Raw genomic sequence first — 19,687 nt, 5'->3', positions numbered from 1 at the left:
CCTTATTTCGCTTTATTTAACTTTTCAAATCGATTTAATTTTTCAACTCGGATAGTCACAGCACGTTTGTGCGCATCCAAACCTTCGGCTTCCGCCATTGTGACTACCGTTGGCGCTAGACCTTTCAAGCCATCAGCCGTTAACTCTTGTACCGTCATGCGCTTAGAGAAATCAGCCAAACCTAAACTTGAATAGGTTTTGGTGTAGCCGTAAGTCGGTAACACGTGGTTTGTACCAGAAGCGTAATCACCCGCGGATTCAGGAGACCAATCACCAAGGAAAATTGAACCTGCATTATCTAGCAATGGCAGCAGTTCACGTGGATTCTTGGTCTGAACAATCAAGTGTTCCGGGCCGTAGAAGTTCGAAATCGCAATCGCTTGAGTGATCGATTCAGCAATGATGATTAGGCTTGAAGCCAATGCTTGCTGAGCGATGTTCGCACGAGACAGTTCTTTCAGTTGCTTCTGAACCGCATCGGTTACTTGGTCGGCAATAACTGGCGATGGTGTTACTAATACAACCTGTGAATCTGGGCCGTGTTCAGCTTGGCTCAGTAAATCCGCAGCAATGAAGTCAGCATCCGCAGTTTCGTCTGCAATCACCATCACCTCCGATGGGCCTGCCGGCATATCAATCGCAGAACCACGGAAGTCGTTACTCACTTGGCGCTTAGCTTCCGTTACGTACGCATTACCAGGACCGAAAATTTTATCTACTTTAGAGACACTCTCCGTACCGTAAGCCATGGCAGCAACGGCTTGACCACCACCTACATTGTAAACCTCATCGATTTTACAAAGATTAGCGACATACAAGATTTCATCTGCGATTGGCGGAGGTGAACAAAGCACAACCTTGCGGCAACCCGCGATTTGAGCGGGTACACCTAACATAAGAACCGTTGACGGAAGTGGCGCGCTGCCACCCGGAATATAAAGCCCAACAGTATTAATAGCGCGTGTCACTTGCTCACACACAACGCCTGGCTGTGTTTCAACCTTAATTGGCTGCGGCTTCTGAGCTTCGTGAAACTTAGCAATATTGCTATAAGCTTGCTCTAACGCTTGCTTCATTTCTGGTGTTAAACGAGCACATGCCTCTTCAATCTCAGTCGAGCTGACTCGAATGGATTCTGGAGTCACACGATCGAACTTTTCAGTCAGCTCTTTAAGTGCGGTATCGCCTTCATTTCGTACTTTTGCAATAACATCAGAAACAGTCGCAGTGATGTTTGCACCTTCAGTAATAGCTGGACGCTCTAGTACCGAGTCTTGCTGTGATTCACTTAAAGATTGCCAAACAACGGTTCTCATCGTCACTACCCCATCATTTTTTCGATTGGTAATACTAGAATCGAGCTTGCACCCAACTCCTTCAGCTGTTCCATAGTTTCCCAGAACAAGTTCTCAGTACTTACTAGGTGAACGGCAACTTTGTCTTTGTCTGTAGATAGAGGAAGAACAGTAGGATCTTCAGCTCCAGGTAATAGCGCTTTGATTTGCTCTAGCTGAGACGTTGGCGCGTGAAGCATGATGTACTTAGACTCTTTCGCTTGTTGAACACCCTGCATACGAGTCAGTAGTTTTTCAATCAATGCTATTTTGTCTGCATCAAATTCGCCAGTGCGTTGAATCAGAGTTGCTTTAGATTGGAAGATAACTTCCGTTTCTTTCAGGCCGTTCGCTTCTAGCGTAGCGCCTGTAGAAACCAAATCTGCGATAGCGTCAGCTAGACCTGCACGAGGAGCAACTTCAACCGAACCTGTTAGCATACAAGTGCTGAATTCAACACCCTGCTCGTCCATGTAGGCTTTAAGTAGTTGTGGGTAGGTTGTCGCAATACGTTTACCCGCAAGATCTTGTGGGCCGTTGTATTCTTGATCTTTGTTGATAGCGATAGAAAGGCGGCAACCACCGAAATCTAAGCGGCGTAGAGTGCTGAATTGCGATGGCTCGTTTAGAGCGATACGGTCTAGGCGAACTTCTTCTAGTTCATTCTCGCCAATGAAACCTAGGTCAACTACACCGTCCATGATAAGACCTGGGATGTCATCATCACGAACCAGTAACAAGTCGATTGGCATATTTAGTGAATGAACAACTAACTGCTCACCCATGATGTTAAATTTAACACCACATTTTTTAAGTAGATCTTGGCACTCTTTACTTAAGCGACCTTTCTTTTGAATTGCGATTCTTAGGCGTTGTGTCTGCATTGCTGTATCCCTGTGCAAATATTTGAATTTATTGATTATTTAAAAGTGCTAAAACTAAAAAACCCTCGGAAGACTTTGTCGTCCCGAGGGTTTAAATCTAAATTCTTTGACTTAACCTCCGGGAGAATTCTTGCTCCCGGGTATACGTAAATCTCCCCGAAAGACTAGATAGGGTGATGATGGTGATGAATGTTCATTACTAATTTACGCATACTTATCGGCTCTTAGGTTGTTTGCTGTCTTGTATCCACACTAACTAAGCTGACACCCTTTTTCAACCATTTATTCGAACTTTTTTCACGAAATTTAAAATTAAATTAACGAGCACAAAAAAAGGGAGGCAAACGCCTCCCTTTTCATTATTCAATCAAGTGATGATTAGCTTTTGCACGTCGACATTTTACAACGTGAGAAATAAGCCAATGCAAAACATACTGCCACAAACGTTAGAGACGCTGCGCCGAACGCGATGCCAGTTGATGATGTCATACCTAGAGTGATGAAGCCGATACACGATACGAACGCCACAGACAGCGCATAAGGAAGCTGAGTCGATACGTGGTCAATGTGGTTACAACGAGCACCGGTAGAAGACAGAATCGTTGTGTCTGAGATTGGAGAACAGTGGTCACCAAATACAGAACCGGCAAGAACCGCACTTAACATAGGCAGAATTAGCGCGATGTCAGAGGCTGCAGCCATGTCACCCGCGATAGGTAGCATGATACCGAACGTACCCCATGATGTACCTGTCGAGAACGCCATTAGGCCAGCAAGAAGGAACAAAATAACGGGTAGCCAGTGGTAATCAATGTTGCCAGTTGCTAGAGATGATAGGTACGAACCTGTTTTCATGTCACCGATGACAGAACCGATAGTCCAAGCGAACACAAGAATCAGGATAGCGCCAAACATAGAGCTAGCACCGATCCACATTGTTCTTGCGATATCAGACATTGGTAGCTTTTGCTTAAACACTGTCGCTAGCGCAACAAGCAGACCTAGAACGCCACCGTAAACAAGAGACTTACCTACATCTGTATTTTCGAACGCACCAAGCAAGTTAAATGCTTGACCGTCAGCAGTCAGCGCTTGGCCACCGGTGTAAAGCATAGCAGCAACTGTTGCTACGATTAGCGATACGATTGGCATAACAAGATCAGAGACAGAACCGTTTTCGCTCTCTTGAATGTCTAGCTCTTCGTTTAGATCGTGAGCTTGCTTTTGATCGTTGTCGCCTTCAAAGCCACGACCTTGAGAGGCTTCGATCTCATGTTCACGCATCTTACCAACGTCTAGACCGAACCATGCAACGGCAAATACCATTAATAGTGCGAACACAGCGTAGAAGTTCATTGGGATAAGACGAACGTAAGCACCCAGTGCAGAATACTCAGTCACACCGTGTGTCACTAAGATGCCACCAATAATAGTGATGATGTAAGCACCCCAACTAGAAGCCGGCATAATCACACACATTGGAGCAGCGGTAGAATCTAGAATATAAGCTAGCTTAGCGCGAGATACGTAGAAGCGGTCTGTTACAGGACGAGAGATAGCACCTACCGCTAAGCTGTTGAAGTAATCATCGACAAAGATGAATACGCCTAAGAAGGCAGCAAGTAGTTTTGAACCACGTTTGCTCTTCACACGAGACTGTGCCCACTCAGCGAATGCGCGAGTACCACCAGATAGTGTGAGTAATGCAGTTGTCATTCCGAGAATAATTAGGAATGCGATGATGCTCATGTTCCAAGTGTTAATGCCACCATCTTCGATGAAAACACCAGATGCTTTAGTGAACACGTAACTAGCTGCGTTACCTACTGAGTAGTCAGCAAGTAGAATCGCACCCATAACGATACCAACACCTAAGGAAACCAATACACGGCGGGTAACAATAGCTAGAGTCAATGCAACCAAAGGAGGAAGCAGCGATAAAGGCGATGTTGCAAAATCTATTAAATTCATGATCTTCAAAAACCAGTTTTTTATTTGGCTAGAGATCTACTGCAGACAAACTTGATACGGTTTATCAAGCTCATGTTGAACTAAGCGAAAGGGAAGTGAACACTTCACCCAACCCTACAGTAGCGCTCCATAGTTTAAAATTAAGACTATGGCAGTGTTGTACCTATTGAGCACAACCCCAGCAAATTGTTTAGATATACAATTTACTTCGGCAATTACACCTTTCATTCCCGTTCATTGGCATCACCCCAACGAAAACTACTTTTTATAATTGCGCCTCTACGTGCGATAACATTATTAACTGTGCAAACCAGAGTTTAACAACAAATTAACCAAAGCATCGCATCAGGTAGCCGCAATTGTACCCATCAAGAGCAACAATGCAACATATCATTCCGACAAAAATGTCTTTTTGTTAATGAACTAATCAATAAAAAAATAGTCTACATATAGCAATTACTCCACCAGTCACATATCGATTTTTAAGATAATCTTAATAATTATTATAAATTCATCAAAAGTGAGTCGTTTCTTTTTCAACTATTCATCTCACTTTTATATTTAAATAACCAATACAAGAAATACTATTTGTTTTATTCCTAGGCACTGTTTATTATTAGGAGGATTATTTAGTTTACCTTGATGGGAAATATCATGTCTGAATTAACAAAAACACTATTAAATATCCGCAGCCTTCGTGCGTTCTCACGTGAATTAACTCTTGAGCAACTTGAAGAAGCGCTAGACAAGCTGACTATTGTTGTACAAGAGCGTCAAGAGTCTGAAGCTGAAGAACGCGCTGCTAAAGCAGAACAAGAAGCTAAGCTTTCTGCTATTGCTGAACAAATTGCAAAAGACGGAATTGATGTTGCAGATCTTATTGCTGCACTTTCTGGTGAAGCAAAATCTAAAACAACTAAAGCTAAACGTGCTCCTCGCCCAGCGAAATACAAATACGTAGACGCAAACGGCGACGAGAAAACTTGGACAGGTCAAGGCCGTACGCCTTCAGCTATCCAAGAACAACTAGATGCTGGTAAATCTCTAGAAGAGTTTGCTCTTTAAGGCATCCTGTTTGCTAAGTGAATAATCAATAAAACACTAAGCAATAGAATTAATATTAAGTCGACTAAAGTATTATTTACGGCTTCAATATATTCAGAAACAAAAAAGGCTCCTTTCGGAGCCTTTTTTATATTTCACTATTAGAAATATAAATGAAAAAGATAAAAATATCTTATCTTTCCCAGTATGCTTCTTCTAGACTGTCTTCTCTTTCAGGAAGGCCGCGAGACAAGCGAGGAGAGTGCTGAACCAACACTTCATAACTTGCACGGTTTGAATATTTACAAACTTGTGAGAAAGATGAATACGTTAAAAATGCATGTTGGTGCTTGCTAGAATTCGGTACATTTTCTTTATGATATTTATTTGCTGCCATATCATGTAATAAAGCCGACAGCGCCGCATCCCCTGCACCATTAGTATTCTTGATCTTTTCTGGACCACCCATGTAAGGCGCGATATGCGAATAGATTTTCGTTGGGTTGTCACATAACTCTTTATGTGCAGGACGGCTAAACTCATAGCGGTTAAATTCTGCAATCGAGCCTGGTAACAACGGCAATGAAGTTTCACGCTTCACCGCGTCTTCAGTATAACCCGCCATGAATAAGCCAACAGGGCCTGCTGTACACAGAACCAAGTCTACCCACTCTAATGCTTTGTCTGAAGCAGCAAGAGGATCGCTTTCACCTGTTAAGGCTTCTGCTTCGTCTTCATTCATTGCAACAACGGTTACGTGCTGTTCAAGGAAATCTTTCCAAAACTCTGGATCATCTTGAATAACGAATTTAGTACCAAGTGTTAAAACAACAGGCACATCGTATTTCTTCGCGTATTCGATCGCTTTCATTGTTGCTTCAGGCATAGGGTCACCTGGTTTACAACGAACTAAATATGCCGTTAATACTAAAGCAGAAGCACTTTTGAAAATTTTCTCAGGGATGCTTTCTGGTTTTAATTGGTTCATTTGTCCTTCGCTAATTGCGAAAGTACGTTCACCATCTTCTGTAATTAATGCAAAGCAGCGACCAATTGCGCCATCTACCCCTTGTAAATGGTTCAGATCCATTCTGCTTGATGTATTACATAAATAGCGGTAACCGTAACTACCAATTTTAATATCTTGGCTCATTACACCCAATAGCGTTGAACGGTCATCCGCAAGTACTGAATAGTTGTGCAATGTATTACCAATAGTGCCACCAGCGTATTCATTGGTGATCAGGCACTGTTCTTTTAATTCTTGATACAAGGATTCAGCAGCTTCATCACCAATAACCAGTGAGTGTCCCTTACTTAGCCCGTATTTTTCGATTAGCTCAGAACTCACTTTCGCTTCAATATCCACCAAAGTTTGGTCAATACCGATAATATGAGTACGTGACATTCTTTTGCTAGTTTGAGCTTGGCTTACTAAAGGATCACGAGCGTGAACCGGAAAATAGTGCTTTGATTTACGTTGTCCAGGGAATTTCATAAGGCTAGTCTAAGTCAAGGGGAAATAGGTGGCGGATTCTACCGCGCTATATTTAACGCGGCAATCTTTCAAACTATAGCAAACGTTTGCTAGGCTATTTTTTTATTCGCCTTCCATAAAGCTTAAGTCAGGTAGCATACCCAAATGCTCGGCGTAACGTTTTTGATTAAACTCAGCGCCGTTTTTCATTACATCAAATACTTCAATAGCCAGTGCACATGCCATAGCCGCAATCGCCTCTTCACGAGGAGTACCTGTCATCATTAAACGCATCAGCGTCTCTTTCACTTTCACAGGTTGGCCATCTTCAATTTGGTTCTCGATAATCTCGATCAACTGTTCTTCTTGCATAAACTCATTTTGTTCAGACATTTTTCATCTCAGGTCTTGGATTTCGAGCGACTATGCCACATATAGATCTGACATCCTAGCGAGTCTCCTCGCGTTCATGCGATTCTCTAACGAATTCAGCGCAATATTTGTGCAAATGAAACTGTGATTCCGGTCTCGGATCTGTCGCGGTGTTTCTCTTTCTGTTAGAATCTGCGACCAAGTAATAGTAACGGTGTTTAGACATGTCAGATATCAGCTCTGGAAACAGCGAAAAGAAAGTAATTGTCGGTATGTCCGGCGGTGTAGATTCGTCAGTATCGGCGTATCTTCTTCAGCAACAAGGCTATCAGGTAGAAGGCCTTTTCATGAAAAACTGGGAAGAAGACGATAACGAAGAATACTGCACGGCAGCTGAAGACCTTGCTGATGCTCAAGCGGTATGTGACAAACTAGGTATCCACCTTCACACTATCAACTTTGCAGCAGAGTACTGGGATAATGTATTCGAGTACTTTCTTGAAGAATACAAAGCGGGTCGTACACCGAACCCAGATATCCTTTGTAACAAAGAAATCAAATTCAAAGCATTCTTAGAGTTTGCGGATGAAGTATTAGACGCAGACTACATCGCGATGGGTCACTATGTTCGTCGTACTTTCCCAACACAAGAAGAGCTCGATGTTGGCGTAAAACCAGAAATGCTGCGTGGCTTAGACGGCAACAAAGACCAAAGCTATTTCCTATACACGCTAAGTTCAGATCAAGTGGCACGCAGCCTATTCCCAGTTGGTGAGTTAGAGAAGCCTGAAGTGCGACGCATTGCTGAAGAGCAAGACTTGATCACAGCGAAGAAAAAAGACTCAACAGGTATCTGCTTTATTGGTGAGCGTAAGTTCACAGAATTCCTTGGCAAATATCTACCGGCTCAACCAGGTAACATCGAGACACCTGAAGGCCAAGTTATTGGTCAACACCAAGGTTTGATGTACCACACGCTAGGTCAACGTAAAGGCCTGCATATCGGTGGCACCAAAGGCGGTGGCGGTAATGAAGACCCATGGTTTGTTGGTGAAAAAGACCTTAAGCGTAATGTTCTGATCGCGGTACAAGGTAAAGACCACCCTCTTTTAAAATCAGAAGGTTTGATCGCTTCTCAGCTTCATTGGGTAAATCGCACACCAATTACTGAAGTTATGACATGCACGGTAAAAACACGTTACCGTCAGACTGATATTCCTTGTACAATCATCCCAATTGATGATGAGAACATTAAGGTTATTTTTGACGAACCACAAATTGCGGTGACCCCAGGTCAATCGGCAGTATTCTACCTAGATGAAGTCTGTCTTGGTGGTGGTATCATCGAAAAGCGCATCTAATCTAATCGAACGAACAACAAACGATAGAAAACAACTAGGAGTTACTACGTGGCTAATACACTTTATGACCGTACTATTGCTTTCGCTGGAATTTGCCAAGCTGTGGCTTTGGTTCAACAAGTAGCGAAAGACGGCCGTTGTGATAAAGATGCCTTCGAAGCTTCACTCAATGCCATTTTAAATACTAACCCAGCGAACACTGTGGGTGTATTTGGCCGTGAGGCAAACCTGAAGCTAGGCCTTGAGTGCTTAGTAAAAGGTATCGACAGTACTCCCGCTGGTAGCGACATTACTCGCTACATCATCAGCTTGATGGCGCTTGAACGCAAACTATCTGCTCGCAATGACTCTATGTCACAGCTTGGCGATCGTATTCAAACTGCAGAGCGTCAAACTGAGCACTTCGATCTGTTTGACGAGCAAATGATCAGCAACCTTGCGAGCATCTACTTAGATGTAGTGAGCCCTATTGGCCCTCGTATTCAGGTTTCTGGTACGCCAGCAGTACTTCAACAGACATCGAGCCAGCATAAGGTTCGTGCTCTGCTGCTATCAGGAATTCGAAGCGCTGTGTTATGGCGTCAAGTTGGCGGCAAACGTCGCCACCTTATCTTCGGTCGCAAAAAAATGATCGAGCAGGCTCAAATCCTGCTAGCTCGCATGTAATTTACTAGCTCGCGCCTCGTCGCGAGCTTGTTTTTTGTACCAATACAATCCTCACGCAAACGATTGCGCAATATGCGTGACAATTGAGATTGTTACTGGTATAAACCTCTCAAAATTTAGAAAACTCAATTCAGGAGAACACCATGGAACTGTCAGCATTGACTGCTGTTTCACCAGTAGACGGCCGTTACGGAAGCAAGACTGTTGCATTACGCAGCATCTTTAGTGAGTTTGGCCTACTAAAGTACCGCTCTATCGTTGAAGTTCGTTGGTTACAAAAGCTTGCAGCTACAGATGCAATCAAAGAAGTACCAGCGTTCAGTGCAGAAGCTAACCAGTTTCTTGATGAACTAGCAGCTAACTTCAGTGAAGAAGATGCTCTACGTATCAAAGAGATCGAGCGCACGACTAACCACGACGTTAAAGCGGTTGAGTACTTCTTGAAAGAGAAAGTTGCTGGCGTTCCTGAACTTCACGCTGTAAACGAATTTATTCACTTTGCATGTACTTCTGAAGACATCAACAACACCTCTCACGCGCTTATGCTTAAAGAAGCTCGTGACACAGTGATTCTTCCAGAAATCCGTAACGTAATTGATGCTATCAAAGCACTTGCGAACGAGTACCGTGATATTCCATTACTGTCTCGTACACACGGTCAGCCTGCTTCTCCTTCTACTATGGGTAAAGAGATGGCTAACGTTGCGTACCGTATGGAACGTCAATACAAGCAAATCGAAAACGTTGAAATCCTAGCGAAAATCAACGGTGCTGTAGGTAACTACAACGCACACCTTTCTGCATACCCAGAAGTTGAATGGCACCAGTTCAGCGAAGAGTTCATCACTGAATCTCTTGGCGTAACTTGGAACCCGTACACAACTCAAATCGAACCTCACGATTACATCGCAGAGCTGTTTGATGCTGTTGCTCGTTTCAACACTATCCTTCTTGACTTCGACCGTGACGTTTGGGGCTACATCGCTCTTGGTCACTTCAAGCAGAAGACTATTGCTGGCGAAATCGGTTCTTCTACAATGCCGCATAAAGTTAACCCAATTGACTTCGAAAACTCTGAAGGCAACCTTGGTTTAGCGAACGCAGTATTTAGCCACCTAGCACAAAAACTTCCAGTTTCTCGCTGGCAGCGTGACCTTACTGACTCTACAGTTCTTCGTAACTTAGGTGTTGGTGTTGGCTACGCAATCATTGCATACACTTCGACTCTGAAAGGTATTAGCAAGCTTGAAGTTAACCGTGCTGCGCTACTTGCTGAACTAGACAAGAACTGGGAAGTATTGGCTGAACCAGTACAAACAGTAATGCGTCGTTACGGCATCGAGAAGCCATACGAGAAGCTAAAAGAGCTAACTCGTGGTAAACGTGTAGATGGCGAAGGCATGCGTGCATTCATCGATGGTCTTGAAATCCCTGAAGACGAGAAAGTACGTCTAAAAGAGATGACGCCAGCGAACTACATCGGTCAAGCAATCGAGCTAACTGACAAGCTGTAGAATTCGAAATTCGAATCACAGAATAGACTAAGGCTTCCCATGTGGAAGCCTTTTTGTTGAACGGAACAAAGTGTATTGAGCACAAGAGTCGTCAGCAAAATAATACAAAGCAACACAGTATCATTGCCCTACTCATCTCAATCCGTTCGATATAATCCATTCCATATCGTAACGCTTCATCACCAGTAACCCTCTATCACCAGACACATCCCCCTCGAATACTGATACCAATCGTAGTAAATAACTGGTGACCCTAACTGGTTAAAACGCTCGATAACTGCGTTATAATTTTTGATTGTAGAATAACTACTTATCGAAACTTCTTGTTGAAAAGAGCCGCCTTGTTCTCAAGCCTTTTTCCTGCGCTATTTCTGAACACTTACTTACTGTAATTGGTATTACTGTATTAAACGCCAAGATCAAAAAAGACCTCCCGAAGGAAGCCTTTAGAATACATATTGCCGCTTACCGACAGCAGCTTGTGCTAGAAATTACATGTTACGTAAAGACGCAATACGCTTATCTAGCGGTGGGTGGCTCATTAGAAGCTCTGTTAGAGACTTCTTACCATTGATACCAAATGCCATCATAGAACCTTCTAGTTGTGGCTCATGGCTCACCTTTAGACGCTCTAGCGCTGCAATCATCTTCTCTTTACCCACTAGGTTCGCTGCACCTGCATCGGCATGGAATTCACGATGACGGCTGTACCACATCGTAATGAAGCTTGCTAAGAAACCAAATACCAATTCCAACACCATAGACACACCGAAGTACACCATCATGTTGCTGCCACCCTCTTCTTCGTTGTCATTCGACGCAACAATGTTGGCGATGAAACGAGATAGGAAGATAACGAACGTGTTCACTACACCTTGCATTAACGTCATGGTCACCATATCACCGTTCGCGATGTGGCTCACTTCATGCGCTAATACTGCTTCAGCTTCATCACGCGTCATGTTGTGCAGCAGGCCTGTTGATACTGCGACCAATGAATCGTCACGCTTAGCACCTGTCGCGAATGCGTTGATGTCAGGCGAGTCGTAGATCGCCACTGTTGGCATACCAATACCAACTTGTTGAGATTGACGGTTTACCGTCTCCATCAACCAATGTTCTGTTTCGTTACGTGGGCTTTCAATTACCATGCCGCCTACTGAGCGTAGCGCCATTTTCTTTGACATCATTAATGAGATGAATGAGCCGCCAAAACCAAACACCGCAGCCATTAACAACAAGCCTGAAAGGCTTCCTGGTTGCATACCTGTGACTGCATATACAATATTAAGAACAACACTTAGTACCAATACAACCGCAAGGTTGGTAGCAAGGAACAACATTACTCGCTTCATTACTTATCTCCGCATGAAAGCTGTTTTTATAAAACTTATTGTTATAGACAAGGCAGACAGCAATAGATTCCAACCTTGAAGACTTATACTTACTTATACATATAGTCTTAGATTAAGAAAACAAGGTTAAGCATTAAATTGCAACATTTGATTACGAGATTGTAGATGAGTTAATCACAGTCTATTAGACCTAAGTCGTATGGTGTCGATATAACAATCCGTTTACAGTGACCTCAGATGATTTATTGGCTAGTCCATGTACAAAAAGGGAAGGATCATGGTTGAAGGTACTAACACTCAAATGGCTATCGATTTACTGTGCTGTCACCTAGGGATTACTGAAGAAGAAGCAAAAAAGCAGATTGGGATCCTAACACCACAAACGGCACAGACAAAAATCACAGAAACGCAACAAGCATTAATGGGACTGACAAAAGAACATTAATCCCAAACTTGTTCAAAAGACCCGTTTTTACAAACGTATGGTCTAAAGGCTTAACATAGCAAAAGGGCTGCAATCGCAGCCCTTTTCTTATTTAGTACACAAGGTGAGAATCAAAGCGCAAGCAAAGGCTGCACATCAATGTACTTACCAATGTTCTTAGACTTTGCTCTTGGTACGTAAGGGATTTCACCTAACTTCGGCGCACCTAGCTTGTCTTCAAGCATCGCAATAATATCAGCATAATGTTCAGTGCCTGGATTAATGCGGTTCGCTACCCAACCTACTAGGTTTAGACCATCTGCACGAATCGCTTCAGCAGTTAACAGAGCGTGGCTCAAACAACCCAGCTTAATACCAACAGTCAGGACAACTGGAAGCTGCTCTTTCTTAACCCAACTAGATAAATATTCGTCATCTGAAACGGGTACACGCCAACCACCAGCACCTTCAACTAAAACGATGTCAGAGTTTTGCTTATGCTCTTCTAGCTTCGCTGATAATACCGCTTCATCAACCACGACACCGTCATGCTTTGCCGCGATGTGAGGCGATGATGGTAGCAACAATGCATACGGGTTAACGTCTTCGTAAGCAACATCTTGCGTCGCAGCTTCCTGAAGGTGCAATGCATCACTGTTACGTAACCCTTCTGGGTATTGTTCACACCCTGCAGCAACTGGTTTATAACCAATTGTTGATAAATCCTGTGCGGCCAAAGCTTGAAGAATCGCTTTTGAAACCACAGTTTTTCCCACTTCGGTATCCGTACCTGCAATGAATAATGCATCAATCATAATTGAATAACCCCTAAACAAACTTGATATGTTGCTGGTAAGAAACCTTGATGGTTTTTAAACTCTCGATATTCCCGTTCAACAAGCTGCAACATGCGGCGACTTGTTAAACCTTGTGAGCGACCACTTACGTGATTAGCGCCGATACCTTTAAGGTCGCGCATCAGTTCAAACGCAGTGTCGTACCAAACGGTGATGGTGGGCAAGTCTAGTTGATGAGCAGTACAGCTAGATTGCGCTAACGCAATTTTTACCTGATTGATTGTAATAAAATGGTTAACGTGTTGATGTGCGTCAATTTTGGACCATGATTTTTCCAGTTCAAACAGTGACCCATCAAGCAAAGTTGAGAAAATTACACGTCCGCCAACCGCTACAACGCGCTTCATCTCTTTTAAAGGTGAGGATAAATCATCACACCATTGCAACGCTAAGCTTGAAAAAACGATGTCAAAACACCCATCTTCAAACGGCAATTGTTCGGCATCGGCTTGTTGATATAAAGAAACCGATGCACCACAGCGCTGCTCTGCCCTTTCTAACATTCCAACAGAAAGATCAGCACACACCACTTCAGCACCGCGCTTCACCATCTGTTCAGAGAAGTAGCCAGTGCCACAACCTAAATCAAGGACCTTTAAGCCAGAGAGGTCTCTCGGTAGCTTGTCTAGGAGTCGGTGGCCGACATCGCGCTGAAATTCAGCGTGTTTGTCATACGTTGTCGCTGCTTTACCGAAGGCTTCGGCAATAGCACTCTTATCTTGGCCTACGTAATTATGCACTACTGCTTCTTGTGACATTTACTGAGCCTCTTTCTTTAATTCAAAGCTTGATTCTATGCTTGGTTGGCTTTCAGAGTCGTTGCTTCGCTCTATTGCTTGAAGCAACGAGTCAGTTAACTGAAGAATCTGTTCCTGACTGTGATTGGCCGTTAACGTAATTCGTAAACGAGCAGTCCCAATAGGCACCGTTGGTGGCCTTATTGCCGTTACCCAAACTTGATTGCGCTTTAACTCTTCAGCAATAGATAGTGCAGCTTGGGCTTCGCCGATTAAAAATGGCTTGATCGGCGTCTGAGTATCAATAAAGCCTTTCACGCCACTCACCTGCTCAGCATAAAGGGCGCCAAGTTCTGTCAACTTCTCACGACGCCACTCTTGCGTCTGAATCATCTTACACGCATGAGACAAAGCCACCGCTTGTGAAGGTGGCATCGCTGTCGAATACACATGATGACGAGCAAACTGAGTTAAGTAGTCACCCACCTCTGACGAACAAAGAATCGCAGCACCAGAAAGGCCAAATGCTTTACCAAAAGTCACCACCAAGATATCAGGTGAGATTTGTGCCGCACTGCAGCTCCCAGCCCCTTTATCACCTAATACGCCAATACCGTGGGCATCATCAACCGCCAACCAACTATCGTATCGATTAGTCAGGTTAAATATCTGACTAAGAGGCGCTTCGTCGCCATCCATGCTAAACACACCTTCAGTCACGACTAACGATTGTGGAGAGCGGCTTAGTAAAGAATCGAGGTGTTGCGTGTCGTTGTGCTTAAAGCGTTTCATGGTTGCAGGTGAAAGTATCCCCGCTTCCATCAAGGAGGCGTGGTTAAGTTTGTCTTGCAGTAGAGAATCGTCTTTCTCGAGCAGAGAAAACAACAAGGCTTGGTTAGCACTGAAACCAGAACTAAAGAGAATGGCGCGTTCAAAGCCAAGCCATTCACACAACTGAACCTCTAAATTTCGATGAGCAGGACTAAAACCTGTGACCAATGGCGATGCCGCACTGCCAGCACCATATTGGGAAAGTCCGGTTTGCCATGCATCGACCAGTTCAGGATCGTTTGCCAAGCCTAGGTAATCATTACTCGAAAAGTTAATAAAGCGAGAACCTTCACTATTAAGCAAAGGGCTATTACTGTTTTCGAGTACCTTAAGTTGACGAGTTAACCCTTGCTCACGACGATGAGCAAGGGCACTTTTGATGCGAGATTTAAAAAGTGGCATCGTAGAACATGTCATCTTTCGTTGGACGAGCAGCAACGCGCTCCACCACTTGATCTAACAGTTCATTTTCTTGAATTTCGTCAGGCTTTTGAGCCACCTGTTGGCTATTGATACCCAGCTTCTTAAACAACTGCATATCCGTGTCTTCGTCTGGGTTTGGCGTAGTCAGTAGCTTACAGCCGTAGAAGATAGAATTTGCACCCGCCATGAAACACATCGCTTGCATCTGTTCATTCATGTTCTCACGACCTGCAGATAGACGAACCGCAGACATTGGCATCATGATGCGAGCAATCGCAATCAACTTAATAAAGTCGAAAGATTCAACATCATCGACGTTTTCCATCGGTGTGCCTTTCACTTTTACGAGCATGTTGATTGGCACACTTTCAGGGTGTACTGGAAGGTTGGCTAGCTCGACAAGTAGACCTGCACGGTCATTGGTGCTTTCGCCCATACCAATAATACCACCAGAACAGATCTTCATACCGGCATCACGCACGTGAGATAAGGTATCTAAACGATCTTGGTAAGTACGAGTGGTAATAATACTGCCGTAGAATTCAGGAGACGTATCAAGGTTGTGGTTGTAGTAATCCAAACCTGCGTCCGCTAACTCACCTGCTTGATCTGGCGTTAGCATACCCAGTGTCATACACGTTTCTAGACCCATGCCTTTCACACCTTTGATCATGTCAGTTAGGTGAGGCATATCGCGCTCTTTCGGGTTTTTCCATGCAGCGCCCATACAAAAGCGAGTTGAGCCCGCATTCTTAGCTTTTAGCGCAGCATCCAAAACACGCTCAACTTCCATTAAGCGTTCTTTGTCGACATCCGTTCGGTAGTGAGCACTTTGAGGACAGTACTTACAATCTTCAGGACAAGCACCAGTCTTTATCGATAAAAGCGTACTCACTTGCACGTGGTTTTGCTCTTGGTACCGTCTATGAACAACTTGAGCTTCAAACATTAAATCCATAAACGGTTTTTCAAGCAGTGCTGTTACTTCAGCAACTGTCCAGTCATGACGAACTTCCACGTGTCGATCCTTTTTTATTATTTGATGTTGCATCTCTATTAATAGAGATTGCATTTATGCTTGGCTAGTCTACCGACAAGCTTTAGACTGTCAATACATTGATAATATCAAAAGTTTACATCTGGTTGTTTTTTAACCGCACCTGAAATGGAAGTTACTATGGATCTCGCCTTTGATCGCCAGCATATCTGGCATCCTTACACATCAACGTTAACACCTCTGACCTGCTACCCAGTCACCAACGCAGACGGTGTTTACTTAGAATTAGAAGGCGGAAAACGAATTATTGATGGTATGTCATCTTGGTGGTCAACCATCCACGGCTACAATCATCCAGAGCTCAATGCTGCGGCTCACAGCCAAATCGATAAGGTTTCACACGTTATGTTTGGCGGTATCACCCACCAGCCCGCTATCGATTTATGTAAGAAACTGCTGAATTTAGCGCCAAGCAATCTAGAGCACGTATTCTTGGCCGATTCAGGTTCAGTGGCCGTGGAAGTTAGCCTTAAGATGGCACTGCAGTACTGGCATGCTAAAGGGCAACCTCGTTCAAAGTTCCTAACGCTAAGAGATGGTTACCACGGAGATACCTTCGCGGCGATGTCAGTGACCGATCCGGATAACTCGATGCATAGCCTTTACAAAGGCTTTTTGCCTGAGCATATTTTCGCTGATTCGCCAAAAACTGGCTTTTGGGATGAGTGGAATTCAAGTGACATCAATAGCTTTCGAGAGAAACTCACAACCCATCATGAAGAGGTTGCAGCCGTGATCTTAGAGCCAATAGTTCAAGGTGCTGGCGGCATGCGCATATACCACCCTGAGTTCTTAAAACAGGTTCGCTTACTGTGTGATGAATTCAACGTATTACTTATCTTGGATGAGATTGCGACCGGGTTTGGCCGCACTGGGAAACTGTTTGCCTGTGAGCATGCCGGTGTTCAACCGGACATTCTATGCGTAGGTAAAGCGCTAACTGGTGGCTATATGACGCTGTCAGCGACGCTTGCGAGCAAAGAAGTCGCAGACACCGTATGTGGCGGTGAAGCAGGTTGCTTTATGCATGGGCCAACCTTTATGGGCAACCCATTGGCTTGCGCAGTCGGTGCGGCAAGTTTATCCATCATCGAGCAAGGCCATTGGAAAATTCAGACTCAACAGATTGAACAACTCTTTTCTGAGTTGCTACCACCGTTGCGAGAGCATGAACTGGTTAAAGACGTGCGTTGGTTAGGGGCTATTGGCGTTGTTGAGACTCACACGCCTGTGGATATGGAAACCATCCAAGCTCACTTTGTAGAGCAAGGCGTTTGGATACGCCCGTTTGGCAAATTGATTTATATGATGCCTCCCTTCATTAGCAAGCCTGAGCACATCGAGAAACTTGTTTCCGCTATTAATTGCGCATTAAAAGATCGCCACTGCTTTAAATAGAAGACAAAGCTATTACCTCTCCTTACTGGTTCATTTGCTATCTGCAATATTGAAGTTAAGGAGAGGTCGGTTCATTATTATCGACAATAGAGAGCGACTGCCTTCTAACGAAGTTGGCTGTCTTTACTTGCTCTGCGATTGAACAATGAGTGACGATGCGCAACGTGTTCAAACATGGACTGGCATCCAATACAGAAACGCACGCCTTTAATCGCTAGCCGTCTCTTTTCTGATATCTCATCACCGCACTCGTCACAATAATGCAAGCTTTCCCCACTTTGAATGTTCCCTCTTACACGAGAGATCTCATCATCAATGGTATTTTGAATTTGCTGACTGACGCTATCGTCACCTGCCCATCCTACGGCCATAAGTCCTCCTCTGTAATTGCATGAGAAAATTTGTACCTACCGCGGTAAGAACGCATTATAACCATTTTTTAGTGATGTAATAATAACCAAAATTAGAGAAACACTATTACAAATGAGTAATGAAATTGGTCCTCGACTCGCTACTTTCCGGTGCAACAGATAATAAAAAACCCAGCCGATTGACTGGGTTTTCGTATAACAGTTTAACTGATTAACCGATGTGCGTTACGCCGCCCATGTATGGTTGAAGTACTGTTGGGATAGCAATACGGCCGTCAGCTTCTTGGTTGTTCTCAAGGATAGCAACCATAGTACGACCAACAGCAAGACCAGAACCGTTTAGTGTGTGTACAAGTTCAGGTTTCTTCTCGCCTTTACGACGGAAACGAGCTTGCATACGACGCGCTTGGAAATCCCACATGTTTGAACAAGAAGAAATTTCACGGTAAGTCTCTTGTGCTGGAACCCATACTTCTAAGTCGTAAGTTTTCGCAGAACCGAAGCCCATGTCACCAGTACATAGAATCACTTTACGGTAAGGAAGCTCTAGAAGTTGAAGTACTTTCTCAGCGTGACCTGTTAGCTCTTCAAGCGCTGCCATTGAGTCTTCTGGCTTAGTAATTTGTACTAATTCAACTTTGTCGAATTGGTGCATACGGATAAGACCACGAGTGTCACGACCGTAAGAACCCGCTTCAGAACGGAAACATGGAGTGTGAGCTGTCATCTTAAGTGGCAGTTCAGCTTCATCAGTAATCGTGTCACGAACCATGTTCGTTACCGGTACTTCTGCAGTAGGGATAAGCGATAGCGTCTTAAGAGGTACATCACTTACTTGCTCAGTTAGCGGGCTTGTGTGGAACAAGTCTTCGCCGAACTTAGGAAGTTGACCAGTACCGTATAGGCTATCGTGGTTCACTAGGTACGGTACGTACATTTCTGTGTAGCCGTGTTCATCAGTGTGAAGGTCCAGCATGAACTGAGCAATAGCACGGTGTAGACGTGCGAATTTGCCTTTCATCACGATGAAACGAGAACCAGAAATTTTAACTGCGCTAGCAAAATCAAGACCGCCAGACATTTCGCCTAGATCCACGTGATCTTTCACTTCGAAGTCGTAAGTCTTAGGTTGACCCCAACGAGAAACTTCTACGTTGTCGTCTTCATCTTTACCGTCTGGCACTTCTGCGTCAGGTAAGTTAGGAATCGACATTGTGATCGTTTCTAGCTCAGATTGAAGCTCAGCCAATGTTACTTTAGCTTGGTCTAGTTCTGCGCCTAAGTTGCCTACTTCAGCAAGGATACGCTCAGCTTCTTCATGGTCGCCTTTTGCTTTCGCTTGACCAATGGACTTCGATCGAGAGTTACGTAACGCTTGCAGCTCTTCAGTTTTCATCTGAAGGGACTTACGTTTTTCTTCAAGTTCACGAATTGTCTCTACATCAAGGGTGAAGCCTCGACGTGCTAATTTTGCCGCTGTTTCATCCAGCTCAGCTCGAAGTAATTTAGAATCCAGCATTGCTAACCCTATGCTTTAGTTATTTGAATATTCAGTAGATTGCTACTGAATCACTGCTAAACCCCTAAAATTGGTGCTATTTCGACCAATTT

The 19,687-nt window shown here is 44.0% G+C and carries 18 protein-coding genes, 1 riboswitch and 1 other annotated feature; of the genes, 6 read left to right on the top strand and 12 right to left on the bottom strand.

The window, feature by feature from the left end:
• Positions 1 to 2: 2 nt before the first annotated feature.
• The 3 genes from hisD to AC3CID_RS05445 all read right to left on the bottom strand — a co-directional run bounded on the left by hisD (position 3) and on the right by AC3CID_RS05445 (position 4,189).
• Positions 3 to 1,322, bottom strand: a complete 1,320-nt coding sequence (hisD, locus tag AC3CID_RS05455) for a histidinol dehydrogenase (RefSeq protein ID WP_488527052.1) — start codon at positions 1,320 to 1,322, stop codon at positions 3 to 5.
• Positions 1,322 to 2,218: an ATP phosphoribosyltransferase gene (gene hisG / locus AC3CID_RS05450; protein WP_065205548.1), complete on the bottom strand. Its 897-nt coding sequence runs from the start codon at positions 2,216 to 2,218 to the stop codon at positions 1,322 to 1,324. The genes hisD and hisG overlap by 1 nt, the downstream gene beginning before the upstream one ends.
• 53 nt (positions 2,219 to 2,271) lie before the next feature.
• Positions 2,272 to 2,407, bottom strand: a sequence feature (His leader region).
• Positions 2,408 to 2,596: 189 nt separating this feature from the next.
• The gene (locus AC3CID_RS05445; protein WP_102557357.1) at positions 2,597 to 4,189 is read right to left on the bottom strand and encodes a Na+/H+ antiporter NhaC family protein; all 1,593 of its coding nucleotides are present in this window, start codon (positions 4,187 to 4,189) and stop codon (positions 2,597 to 2,599) included.
• 112 nt (positions 4,190 to 4,301) lie between these two features.
• Positions 4,302 to 4,479, bottom strand: a riboswitch (Lysine riboswitch).
• Positions 4,480 to 4,843: 364 nt separating this feature from the next.
• Between AC3CID_RS05445 and AC3CID_RS05440 the strand changes: the two genes are divergently transcribed.
• Entirely contained in the window at positions 4,844 to 5,254 is a 411-nt protein-coding gene (locus tag AC3CID_RS05440) for an H-NS family histone-like protein (RefSeq protein ID WP_004734569.1), read from the top strand.
• 172 nt (positions 5,255 to 5,426) lie between these two features.
• On the opposite strand, the gene AC3CID_RS05435 is transcribed toward AC3CID_RS05440, so the two are convergent.
• Both AC3CID_RS05435 and AC3CID_RS05430 read right to left on the bottom strand, forming a co-directional pair.
• Positions 5,427 to 6,731 carry an inosine/guanosine kinase gene (locus tag AC3CID_RS05435; protein ID WP_004734568.1) on the bottom strand — a complete coding sequence of 435 codons (1,305 nt, stop codon included), beginning with the start codon at positions 6,729 to 6,731 and terminating at the stop codon, positions 5,427 to 5,429.
• Positions 6,732 to 6,833: 102 nt separating this feature from the next.
• The gene (locus AC3CID_RS05430) at positions 6,834 to 7,103 is read right to left on the bottom strand and encodes a hypothetical protein (protein ID WP_488527051.1); all 270 of its coding nucleotides are present in this window, start codon (positions 7,101 to 7,103) and stop codon (positions 6,834 to 6,836) included.
• A 203-nt stretch (positions 7,104 to 7,306) separates the two neighbouring features.
• Between AC3CID_RS05430 and mnmA the strand changes: the two genes are divergently transcribed.
• From mnmA to purB, 3 genes are all read left to right on the top strand, one after another.
• Positions 7,307 to 8,443 carry a tRNA 2-thiouridine(34) synthase MnmA gene (gene mnmA, locus AC3CID_RS05425; RefSeq protein WP_065205551.1) on the top strand — a complete coding sequence of 379 codons (1,137 nt, stop codon included), beginning with the start codon at positions 7,307 to 7,309 and terminating at the stop codon, positions 8,441 to 8,443.
• 48 nt (positions 8,444 to 8,491) lie between these two features.
• A complete protein-coding gene (gene hflD / locus AC3CID_RS05420; RefSeq protein WP_004734565.1) occupies positions 8,492 to 9,109 on the top strand; it encodes a high frequency lysogenization protein HflD in 618 nt (205 codons plus the stop codon).
• Between the two features lie 143 nt (positions 9,110 to 9,252).
• Positions 9,253 to 10,623: an adenylosuccinate lyase gene (gene purB / locus AC3CID_RS05415; protein ID WP_065103839.1), complete on the top strand. Its 1,371-nt coding sequence runs from the start codon at positions 9,253 to 9,255 to the stop codon at positions 10,621 to 10,623.
• 491 nt (positions 10,624 to 11,114) lie between these two features.
• On the opposite strand, the gene htpX is transcribed toward purB, so the two are convergent.
• Positions 11,115 to 11,978: a protease HtpX gene (gene htpX, locus AC3CID_RS05410; protein ID WP_488527050.1), complete on the bottom strand. Its 864-nt coding sequence runs from the start codon at positions 11,976 to 11,978 to the stop codon at positions 11,115 to 11,117.
• A gap of 277 nt (positions 11,979 to 12,255) precedes the next feature.
• Here htpX and AC3CID_RS05405 point away from each other — a divergent pair, with 277 nt between their 5' ends.
• Positions 12,256 to 12,423, top strand: coding sequence for a hypothetical protein (locus AC3CID_RS05405; RefSeq protein ID WP_017078977.1), 168 nt, complete (start codon positions 12,256 to 12,258; stop codon positions 12,421 to 12,423).
• A gap of 110 nt (positions 12,424 to 12,533) precedes the next feature.
• Here the strand turns inward: AC3CID_RS05405 and bioD are convergent, their stop codons facing one another.
• From bioD to bioB, 4 genes are read right to left on the bottom strand one after another with little or no spacing between them, the layout of a single operon-like run.
• Entirely contained in the window at positions 12,534 to 13,217 is a 684-nt protein-coding gene (gene bioD / locus AC3CID_RS05400) for a dethiobiotin synthase (RefSeq protein ID WP_004734548.1), read from the bottom strand.
• Positions 13,214 to 14,017 carry a malonyl-ACP O-methyltransferase BioC gene (gene bioC / locus AC3CID_RS05395; protein WP_054541048.1) on the bottom strand — a complete coding sequence of 268 codons (804 nt, stop codon included), beginning with the start codon at positions 14,015 to 14,017 and terminating at the stop codon, positions 13,214 to 13,216. Before bioC ends, bioD begins: the two co-directional genes overlap by 4 nt.
• Positions 14,018 to 15,229 carry an 8-amino-7-oxononanoate synthase gene (gene bioF, locus AC3CID_RS05390; protein WP_488527049.1) on the bottom strand — a complete coding sequence of 404 codons (1,212 nt, stop codon included), beginning with the start codon at positions 15,227 to 15,229 and terminating at the stop codon, positions 14,018 to 14,020.
• Positions 15,216 to 16,268 carry a biotin synthase BioB gene (gene bioB, locus AC3CID_RS05385; RefSeq protein ID WP_488527048.1) on the bottom strand — a complete coding sequence of 351 codons (1,053 nt, stop codon included), beginning with the start codon at positions 16,266 to 16,268 and terminating at the stop codon, positions 15,216 to 15,218. The genes bioF and bioB overlap by 14 nt, the downstream gene beginning before the upstream one ends.
• A gap of 159 nt (positions 16,269 to 16,427) precedes the next feature.
• Here bioB and bioA point away from each other — a divergent pair, with 159 nt between their 5' ends.
• A complete protein-coding gene (gene bioA / locus AC3CID_RS05380; protein WP_488527047.1) occupies positions 16,428 to 17,705 on the top strand; it encodes an adenosylmethionine--8-amino-7-oxononanoate transaminase in 1,278 nt (425 codons plus the stop codon).
• Between the two features lie 104 nt (positions 17,706 to 17,809).
• Here the strand turns inward: bioA and AC3CID_RS05375 are convergent, their stop codons facing one another.
• Entirely contained in the window at positions 17,810 to 18,076 is a 267-nt protein-coding gene (locus AC3CID_RS05375) for a DksA/TraR family C4-type zinc finger protein (protein ID WP_004734553.1), read from the bottom strand.
• Between the two features lie 211 nt (positions 18,077 to 18,287).
• Positions 18,288 to 19,595: a serine--tRNA ligase gene (gene serS / locus AC3CID_RS05370; RefSeq protein WP_004734554.1), complete on the bottom strand. Its 1,308-nt coding sequence runs from the start codon at positions 19,593 to 19,595 to the stop codon at positions 18,288 to 18,290.
• Positions 19,596 to 19,687: the final 92 nt, after the last annotated feature.

Source organism: Vibrio sp. QJM3NY_21 (genome assembly GCF_057785975.1).
The sequence above is the reverse complement of the archived record's forward strand: the minus strand, read 5'-3'. Positions and strand labels throughout refer to the sequence as shown.